The 6,955-nt window shown below is 42.4% G+C and carries 7 protein-coding genes and 1 riboswitch; of the genes, 5 read left to right on the plus strand and 2 right to left on the minus strand.

Annotated features, from left to right (window positions below; translation table 11 throughout):
- Nucleotides 1-14 precede the first annotated feature (14 nt).
- Nucleotides 15-1,133 (plus strand): M24 family metallopeptidase, encoded by a 1,119-nt coding sequence (locus AC3LHT_RS03850; protein ID WP_488662039.1) that lies wholly within the window; start codon nt 15-17, stop codon nt 1,131-1,133.
- A 38-nt stretch (nt 1,134-1,171) separates the two neighbouring features.
- Here AC3LHT_RS03850 and AC3LHT_RS03855 read toward each other — a convergent pair whose 3' ends face one another.
- Together AC3LHT_RS03855 and AC3LHT_RS03860 are read right to left on the minus strand one after the other, a co-directional pair.
- Nucleotides 1,172-2,284, minus strand: a complete 1,113-nt coding sequence (locus AC3LHT_RS03855; RefSeq protein WP_290666711.1) for a hypothetical protein — start codon at nt 2,282-2,284, stop codon at nt 1,172-1,174.
- Complete coding sequence (locus tag AC3LHT_RS03860) at nt 2,281-3,600, minus strand: MFS transporter (RefSeq protein WP_488662040.1); 1,320 nt, start codon at nt 3,598-3,600, stop codon at nt 2,281-2,283. The genes AC3LHT_RS03855 and AC3LHT_RS03860 overlap by 4 nt, the downstream gene beginning before the upstream one ends.
- Nucleotides 3,601-3,689: 89 nt before the next feature.
- Nucleotides 3,690-3,749, plus strand: a riboswitch (Fluoride riboswitch).
- A gap of 37 nt (nt 3,750-3,786) precedes the next feature.
- Between AC3LHT_RS03860 and AC3LHT_RS03865 the strand changes: the two genes are divergently transcribed.
- From AC3LHT_RS03865 to AC3LHT_RS03880, 4 genes are all read left to right on the plus strand, one after another.
- Nucleotides 3,787-4,494: a DUF6062 family protein gene (locus AC3LHT_RS03865; protein WP_290644742.1), complete on the plus strand. Its 708-nt coding sequence runs from the start codon at nt 3,787-3,789 to the stop codon at nt 4,492-4,494.
- Nucleotides 4,495-4,518: 24 nt separating this feature from the next.
- On the plus strand, nt 4,519-5,460 hold the full coding sequence (locus AC3LHT_RS03870; protein WP_290644744.1) for an AAA family ATPase: 942 nt from the start codon (nt 4,519-4,521) through the stop codon (nt 5,458-5,460).
- Complete coding sequence (locus tag AC3LHT_RS03875) at nt 5,453-6,736, plus strand: DUF58 domain-containing protein (RefSeq protein WP_290666705.1); 1,284 nt, start codon at nt 5,453-5,455, stop codon at nt 6,734-6,736. Before AC3LHT_RS03870 ends, AC3LHT_RS03875 begins: the two co-directional genes overlap by 8 nt.
- On the plus strand, nt 6,720-6,955 hold a 236-nt coding region (locus AC3LHT_RS03880; protein WP_488662041.1), incomplete at its 3' end, for a hypothetical protein. The genes AC3LHT_RS03875 and AC3LHT_RS03880, both read left to right, overlap by 17 nt.

The following is a 6,955-nucleotide window of genomic DNA, read 5'->3' on the forward strand; positions in this document are numbered from 1 at the left end:
GTTATGGCTAAGGAATGATGTTTTTCACAATCTTTTTTCATGAAAGAATTAACAAATTACGAGAAGAAATTCTCACTCCGAGAAAAGCTAAAGGACTGCTAATAAGCCGTAGTGATAACTTTTCATGGTTAACCTTCGGAGCAAGAAACCACATAACACTCAACACTGTTGAAGGGGTTGCTTCCCTATTAATAACCGAGGATTCAGTAATTTTGTTGACTGACAACATCGAAAAAGAGAGGCTAAAGAGTGAAGAATTTTACAGTGATATCTGGGACAAATTGGAAGTTCTCGAATATAACTGGTGGGAAGGAGAAGAAAATGCACTTTCACGACTTTTCATTGCTCCAGCAAAAGAGCTTATTTCCGATACCGGCAGATATGACACTTCGAACCTCAATTCCAGGATTGTCCCCTTTCGATATGCGCTTGTAGAACCTGAGATTGAAACTTATAGGCAGCTGGGAAAAGACTGTGACGAGATCTTTTGGGAGTTGATGCCAAAATTATCCCCGGAAAATACAGAGCTGCAAGTTCAGGGAATGTTTTATGAAGCCCTTGCCAAAAAAGGCATTGAACCTCTCTTGACGATAGTTTTCGGCGAAGACAGCTCAATACGATACAGGCATAACCTCTCCAGAAATATCACACTTGGAAAAAGCGTTTTTGTGAGTGTCTGCGCTCGAAAACGTGGGCTTGTTGTTTCTTCCACGAGATCCGCCCTCTTTGAGTTGAACAATGAACTCATAGAACAGCACAGGAAAAATTGCTACGTTGACGCAGTCGCCATAGCCAACTCTTTACCGGGAAATAGACTGTCGCGCGTATTCGCTGAGATAAGAAGAGCTTATAAGGCAATCGGTTATGAAGGAGAATGGGAGCTTCATCATCAAGGGGGAATTGCTGGATACAATCCCCGAGAATTATTGGCTTCAGATTTCAGTGAATATGTTTTGGAAAAAGGAGTCGCTGTTGCCTGGAACCCAACAATCACCGGCACTAAATCAGAAGATACTGCTATTGTAGGTGAAGTTCCTGAGATAATTTCATTTCCTGAGGGCAGTCATTGGCCAGTTATAAAGTTAAATGCCAATGATTATGTTATCCGAAGACCAGATATACTTGTTCTTTAGTTTCTACGTATTTCAAGATATAAATCCAAAAACCCGGGCTAAACTTTTTTCTCAAACGTCGCATATTCCTTGTAAAGCTCCCCACCAGCCCCAAGGGCATCTTGAAAACTCTTTTTGTTTTCAAAGCCTATTATGCCGCCTTCGGCCATTGTATAACCCTTTTTGATGGCGTTCATGCCAACATGGTAATGCATGGCAAAGGAAACGCCTTTCCCCTGGAATTTCTCCACCACGAAAACGGTAAAGGTCCTGAAGGTCTTTATTTCTTTCTTTGCTTTCAAGAATTTCAACCAGCCAAAGGGATAAAGGCGTCCATTTAACTCCTTGAGTACTTCATTGTAATTGGGAATACTCGCTGCAAACCCTATCGGTTCATCGCCATGATATGCGATGGCTACAAGATCTGGATCGGCAAAGCGTTTCATATCTTTTACGATCTGAAGCATTTCTTCAAAGGAAGGTGGTCTGACCCCGACCCAATAATCGGGTATTGAGTTTTCCATAACCGTTTTCAGATCACGTGCGACTTTTTTGAGATTTCTCATCTGGGGCGAAATGATTTCATAATCGTAGCGCTTTTTGGCAATTTCAATAAGTTGAATAATTTTTTCTGGAACAGGCTTGCTCAAGTCGTATTTGAAACACGCCAGGTGGGTTTTCATGGCGAATCCGATTTCTTCCAGCAGTCGCTGGTAGTACGGGGGATTGTAGTTCATGTTGATAAAGGGTGGGTCATCAAAATTCTTTATGAGAATGGCTTTATAGTCATCACCATTTGTGGGTGAATCAGTACCGATGTATTTTTCAATACGCATTTCTTTGAACCAGTTATCAGCGCCGTGAAAAAGAAGGTCAACAATGCTGAGATCGTCGTAGCTCTCAAAAAGGGTAAAAGATCCCACGTTGTTACCGTGCTTCAAAACGTTTTTGTTGATATATACTCCAAGACGGCCCACAGGTTGATGTGCATTCATAACGAGGAAAAATTCTCTTCCACCACTCATTACAGGAGCTCCTTTGCTAATCGCTTTCTTGACCATGGAATTCAGCGGTGGAATCCATTGGGGAGTGTTTTTATACAGCTCGTAGGGTAAGCGAATAAAGTTTTTCACATCTTTATCAGAAACAACTTTTTCGAGCCTCAATTTCATTCCAAACTCCCTCCATCTTCCTGCATTTTCTTTTGAAAAGCCCTGTCAATGGGATATGGCACCATGAGCAGTATACCGGTAATGAACAAAAGACCCGGCAGGCCTCCAAAAAGCAACCTTATTGCAAGCAGCACCTGTGGTTCCTGAGGTACGTTGGGCTTATATCCCACTGCGTTCAGCGTTAATCCCACGACGAAGAGCATCAAGGATGTTCCGAGCTTCTGAAAGAAGGTAGTAAGGCCGTAGTACATTCCTTCGCGCCTTTTGCCTGATATCAGGCGATCGTATTCTACAGCATCCGGCAAAATGGAAAATGGAAGTACGTGTGCAGCAGATACCCCAAAGCCCGTAACAACAATGGCAAAATACAGCCAGAAATTGGTGAGCTTGTCCCCCAAAAAAGCGATAAAAAGCAGACATAGCACGAGTTCTAACATTCCAAGCTGATATGCTCTTCTTTTCTCCAGCTTTCCCGCTATCCAGACCCAAAGTGGGAGGAAAACAATGGAAGAAACAAAAAGAATGCCTATTAAGAAGCCTATCTCAGCTTCACGATTCATCACATAAGTTGCGAAATATATTATGGTAGCTGATACGACATTTATGCCTGTCCAGGTGAAGAAATACATGGAAACTGCGAGAAGAAAGGGTTTGTTCTTTACTATATCTTTCAAAGCGCTTCTATCAAAGCCTCCTTTGGCGTTGGAATGAACCGTCTTTTCCCTGATAATCGAAAAGACTACAAGTGGAGAGCTGATTACAATAACCCCAAAAATCGTTCCCATGACGCTGTAACCGGTGCCGGGATTTGTAAAACTCTGTATTATAAAGGCTGGAACCGCACCTGCTATTAACCCCCCAAGGATTGAAAAGAACATACGATAAGCGTTAAGGCTCGTCCTTTCGTCGTAAGTTTCTGCAAGCTCAGGTGTGAGAGAATTGTACGGAACCGCATAAGCGGTGCTGGCAGTTGTGTGAAAGAGAAAAGCGATGGTGGAGTAAAGTATTTTCAGCCCTGGGGACCAGTGAGGTATTGTCCATAGCATTATAAAAGTTATCCCATAAGGTATGGCAGCCCCGAGAATATAGGGTCGCCTTCTGCCAAGGCGAGAAGTCGTTTTATCTGAAAAACCACCAAAAAGCGGGTCGCTAAAGGCATCCCATACTTTTCCAATCAAGATGGCAAAACCAGCCCATGCGGCATTCACCTGCGCCACATCTGTGAGATAAAAGAGAAAATAGAAACCGATAATTGTCCATGAGATGCTCAATCCGAGATCTCCATAACCAAAGGCGAGTTTTTCTTTAACAGTCATAATGAAATTATACAATATCTAATGGCGATAACTGCGCAATTACATTGTTGTTCCGCCTCTTTTTTTATAATAACCATACATATGTTAGAATATTTATGGATGATGGAGTCCGTCCTAATTGCCAAAAGGCTAATGACTCCTACCTTTATGGGTAGGAGTTTTATTTTTTTCAGGCAGGCGGTGCATTTGAAACACATTCCAAAGGAAAACAACCAGCTTTATTTTTTGCTTTTAGAATTTATTGAGAAGAAAAAAAGTAGCTGTCCCATTTGTCTTGCAACCGAGAAGAGCGTGATTGATTATTTTGATATATTACTCTATGAACGGGTTAATGATCCAGAAACCCGAAGAGTCATTGACACTTCTATGGGGTTCTGCAGCAAACACACTGCTTTGCTTATGAGGATGGGAGACTCTTTTGGACAATCTATGATATACAGAAGTGTACTTACACATATTGCCAAAACATTGCCTTCACAGCTACCTCTAAAAAAAAGACGTATAATATTTCCCAAGGGCATAGATCACAAAAACAGTTATAAAAATAAGTGTCCAGCTTGTGATTTTGAAAAGGAGTTTGAGGAGTTGTATCTCGATGAGTTTGTCTTGGGACTTGAAAAACCAGAATTCAGGAAATCCTTTGCCCAGTCCAGTGGCTTATGCATACCACATTTCATAAAGGCCATGGAAATATGCCAAAAAAGTGATACAGCCGATTTCTTGCTTGATACTCAACTCAAGGTTATTGACAATTTAATAGCTGAACTGGATGAATTCATTCTCAAATTTGACTACAGGTTTTCAAACCAAAGAATGGGAAAAGAAAAAAATGCGTGGAAAAGGGCTGCGAGGCTTCTTGCCAGTAGGCATATTTTGGATGATTTAGATCAATGAATAACTTCCTGGGAGGTATAAAAGATGAAAGTAAAAGAGTTTGGTGAAAAGGTGCTGAAAAATATATCCAAAGTGATAATCGGAAAAGACAGAGTCATACGAAAACTGCTGGCAGTTATGATCAGTGAGGGGCATGTATTGCTCAATGATGTGCCGGGTGTGGGTAAAACAATGCTTGCAAGGAGTTTAGCACTTTCATTGGGACTGAAATTCAAGCGTATTCAATGCACCCCTGACCTTTTACCAAGCGATGTGACCGGATTGAATATCCTGGATATGAAAACCAATGAGTTCGTCTTTCAACAGGGCCCTGTCTTTACCGACATACTCCTCGCAGATGAAGTGAACAGAACAACCCCCAGAACACAGTCAGCTTTGCTCGAGGCCATGGCGGAAAAACAGGTTACCGTCGACGGAAAAACTCAAGCGTTGAGCGATCTGTTTTTTGTAATAGCAACTCAGAACCCCGTGGAATTTGAAGGCACCTTCCCTCTTCCGGAAGCTCAGCTAGACAGATTTGCCATATGTATGACATTGGGGTATCCAGAGAGGGAGCAGGAAATCCTGATGCTCAATAACATGAAGGAAGAGCATCCCATCGTTGAACTTAAACCGGTATCCAATGCCGAGGAACTGAGGAAAATCAGAAAAAGTGTTAGAGAGATACATTTAGATAATTCTATTCTTTCTTATATCACCGACCTGGTATGGAGCACTCGCAAACACCCTGATCTTGCACTGGGTTCAAGTCCTCGTGGTTCCATCGCCCTGATGAACCTCTCCAGGGGACTCGCGGCTTTAAATGGAAGGGACTTTGTGATTCCAGACGATGTAAAGGAAATAGCTGTTGAGGTTCTTGCACATAGGGTTATCTTAAAACCTGAAGCGCGTCTCATGCGCAAAACCAGAGAAATGGTTATAGAGGAAATTCTTGACAGCACAGAGGTACCTATCAAGAATGGCTAAGCTGCAAGTGAAGTCTTTCCGGTCGCGCAAAGGCCCATTGTGTCTCCTGACTGTGCTAGGGCTTATCTGGCTTGTCTTTCAAATCAATGCTTTCTCATTGACAATAGCTGTTCTATCTGCCACGTTATGGTTAGAATATTTTATTACAGGATACTTTTTAAGAAAGACTACCATCGAGAGAACGTTAAGTCAGAACAGAATTTTCACCGATCAGGCTCTGGAATTGGGCTACACTATAGAGAACCCTTTTCCGGGAGACCTCGAAATAGAGTTCGTTACGCTCATAGAAAAAGCAACCAGCACTTCAGGCATGAAAGCCCGGCGACTTTTGCTAAAGCCCAGGCAATCATTGTCAATCAGTACAGAACTTGTTTTTGCGCTGCGCGGAAGAAAGGACGTTTCCAGCTGTTCAATTGCATACAAAGATCCACTGGGCTTTTTCAAACACTGGGCGGTCTTCTCAAATCCGGAAGAAGTGCTTGTCCTCCCAAGGCTCATGGAATTTGAAACCTTCCCTTTGATGCTTAGAGAGCTCCTTCCCGGTTCCAAAAGCGATTTTCAGTTGCTTGAAGACCCCACTTATCTTAAAGGGGTTAGGCGATACGCTTCTGACCCCATGAATCGAATACATTGGAAAATATCCGCAAAAATGAGAGAACTCTACACAAAGGAATTCAACTTCACTGCCATCAGTAAAACCATGCTTTACTTAGATCTCAACCTCACAAAAGAGGTCTTTGCACGAGCCGTGTGGTCGCAGATGAGAAGAAATTATGAAGAACAGGCAGTGTTAGCGGCATCTTCTCTAATTCGTTGGAGTCATGAACGGGGAAATAGAATCGAACTGGTTGTTGTGGGGGCTGACATTCTCAAAACTGAATACAGGAAAAAAAGTTGGGTTGAAACAGTGGAACTCCTTGCACTAGCCAAAGGTACTGATGATGGCATTGAACTTTCAAACATTCTTTTAGAGGATATAGAAAAGTTAACACCGTCGACTACATTGGTGATTTTCTCGCTTTATCTTACTGATTCCATCTTACCTGTTCTATTGAAAGCCCGATCCAAGTGCGCCAGAGTATTGGTATTGGTTATGCCTTATGGTTTCAGGGACCCGCGTTATAAAGCGGGTAGATCCTTCGAGCTGTTGCCACAGGATATGAAGCGCCTAAGAGAAAAAGCGGCCTTGCTCGAAAAAGAACAGATACTCGTAAGAATCGTCAGAGATAACCAGTCTTTGCAGGAGGTGGCAATGGAAATTGAAGAAGTTAAATGATTTACTCTCATTTTTCTACGCCTCTGCAGCAGTTATTTACGTTTCTGCCAGGGATTTTGGCCTGATAGGTACTTCTATTGTTCTTGCTGTGGTATTGTTCATGCTTTATTCCACAAGAATCAAGGCTGGCTGCTCAGCTTTTGTTATGTTGCCTTTTCTGCTTTTTTTCAGCATCTTTGTGTCCATGGGAACCCGGCGACTCAATTTTGGAAGTTCGTT

It is taken from the genome of Kosmotoga sp. (genome assembly GCF_982836095.1).